This window comes from Aliidiomarina quisquiliarum, assembly GCF_023922585.1.
GTDB classification, from domain to species: Bacteria; Pseudomonadota; Gammaproteobacteria; order Enterobacterales; family Alteromonadaceae; genus Aliidiomarina; species Aliidiomarina quisquiliarum.
The window spans coordinates 1-2,433 of sequence record NZ_JAMFTN010000022.1; the positions used below are offsets into that span (position 1 = coordinate 1).

Here is a 2,433-nt window from a genome sequence, read left to right on the forward strand (position 1 = left end):
CTAACACAATTTATCTTCCTTCATCCCAATCTCTAAATCTGCGCAGCGCATCAAGCCCTGCTCGATCCGCATTTGGATGAATTCCAAGCGGGTCTACCGAGGGCGGAATATCTATCCCACGCGCATGTTCTGGTCAACTAAAACCGGACACTTTTCTTAGCGTGTTTTCATAATCTACCGGTGACATATCACCATTAGCAGTATGCAACCGCTCCAAGTTGTAATAGCGCATGTAAGCGGCCACATCTGCCTTCATATGCTCACGGGTTGGCTGAGGTACCTTATACAGCCAATCGTGTTTTAAACTACCAAAGAAGCGCTCGACGACGGCGTATCCCAACAAGCTCCCACGTCTCCCATACTCGCCCGCATCTTGTAGCTGTGAAGCAATTTGCGAAAGCGCTTGCTGGTGTACTGTGAGCCTCTGTCACTGTGAAACACCAGCCCTGCCGGCGGTTGCCTGAGGTTGTAAGCTTTAGTCAGCGCTTTGCATACTAAATCGGCGGTCATGCGCTTATCCATATGCCACCCGACAATGCGTCGCGAGTACAAGTCCATAACGACCGCTAGGTACATCCAGCCCTCGGCAGTGCGGCAGTTGGTCACATCACCAGCCCAAACTTCATTGGGTCCAGTTGGGTTAAAGTTTTGATTCAGTAAGTTGTTAGCAACAGTGTCAGTATGTTTGCGCTTCGTTGTCACTTTATAGGCTACCCGCTGGCGCACGACAAGCTCCATCTGCTTCATTAGCTTACGTACTCTATAGCGACCGATTTTATAGCCTTCTCCGCGCAGCTTCTTCATCATCTCTCGGTTGCCCAGACTTTCTCGGCTGAGTTCAAAAAGCTTTTTCATGCGTCGACGCATTTTGAGCTCTTGGGCCGGAATCAACTTCCCTGGGCGCTGCTTCCAATCATAAAATGCTGAGCGGCTTACGCCCATCACCTGGCACAATACTGTGACCGGATAATGCGCTGATTCACACATGATGAAGTCAAACTTTACTTCATTTCTTTCGCGAAGAAGGCTGACGCCTTTTTTAAAATTTCCTTTTCCATCCGTAGGTTGCGGTTCTCTTTGCGCAACCTGAGAAGCTCCTCACGTTCAGACTCACTGACTTGGTTCCGACCATTGCTTTCGTCTAGCTTTTCCTTCCAGCGATACAGCATATTTGGGTTAATCCCTAATGATTTAGCAGCTTCCGGCACGGTGTACCCTTGATCGTTAACCAATGCTACCGCCTCTACTTTGAACTCTTTTGAGTACTGCTTGTATGCACGTTTCTGACTCATATTGACACCTTAATTGCTGACTTAGTATTGTCGCTAATTAATGTGTCCGGATCTATTAGACCAGTTCAAGCTTTGGGTTGAGTAAAGTTGTTATTTAGGCACACCAGTTAAGGAGTTACTATGAATCAGTACTTTTTACTCTTACCTCTTCTAATCCCCCTCGCAACCTTTTTGATTGTGGTTTGGAGTTGGCGTAAAGGACCTAATGAAAGTAAGCCAACTGATGAAAACAGCCAGATTAAGCCCAATTAAGGGATTTAGATAATTTAATTATCGACCCTAAGTTTTCCTTTAACACACTACTTTATACCCCCCTCTCTTCAAGCAAATAAAACCTGTGTTTCGGCAAAAACATTCCAGTAATAAAGCCAATGCTATTGTTATATTCAACTTAATATCTCGCCTTCAGATACAGGTCCATTTCCCAGCTCGAGATTTCCGGTTGATGAATAAGAGCTAACTAGTCCGTCCATACAAGTAATGACGGTGCAAGGCGTGATACTTTGATAATATGCTACGTTCAATAAGGTGAAACGTCGACATAGCTCCAACAATCAACTTTCACCAGTAGGGTATTTAATCAGTTTAAAAATGGCTGTGGAGTGCCTAGTGAACGATGATGATTCAGTTTGAAGCTTCTGTGGGTGCCAAGTTATTATTATCGCTTACATTTACAGACGCAACACCACATTGTAAATTTGTTTAATTGGCTATTATCAAAGTCATTTTTTGACACATTAGTATAATCATTTAAGAAACAAAGTTAGGTAGAAGATAGATACTTGGTTAACTATAAACCGGTGACCTGTTTTATTTGGTAACCGCAAAATGAGTTAGGTCAGAGTGTAAAAATATCTGTGTAAATGGCATTCTTAACAATATCGAAGAAGGATATCAGAATGCCAATATCAGACAAACTCATCGACCAGCTGCTTGACGGCTGTGATTCCCCAGAAGACATCTTAGGCGAAGCCGGCCTGCTCAAACAGCTTACCAAGAAGGTGGCAGAGCGGATGCTAGAGGCTGAAATGGAAGCTCATTTAGGCTACGCACCAAATGACTCAGCCGGCAACAACAGCGGCAACTCTCGTAATGGTAAAACCAAGAAAACTGTTCGTAGCATCAATGGCGATGTCGAACT

The 2,433-nt window shown here is 44.4% G+C and carries 1 protein-coding gene and 1 pseudogene; one reads left to right on the forward strand and one right to left on the reverse strand.

Translation table 11 applies throughout. The features are described 5' to 3' along the window. Positions 1-133: 133 nt before the first annotated feature. Positions 134-1,292: pseudogene (locus M1L23_RS09480) on the reverse strand (IS3 family transposase). Between the two features lie 899 nt (positions 1,293-2,191). Here M1L23_RS09480 and M1L23_RS09485 point away from each other — a divergent pair. Beyond that, on the forward strand, positions 2,192-2,433 hold a 242-nt coding region (locus M1L23_RS09485), incomplete at its 3' end, for a transposase (protein ID WP_252627130.1).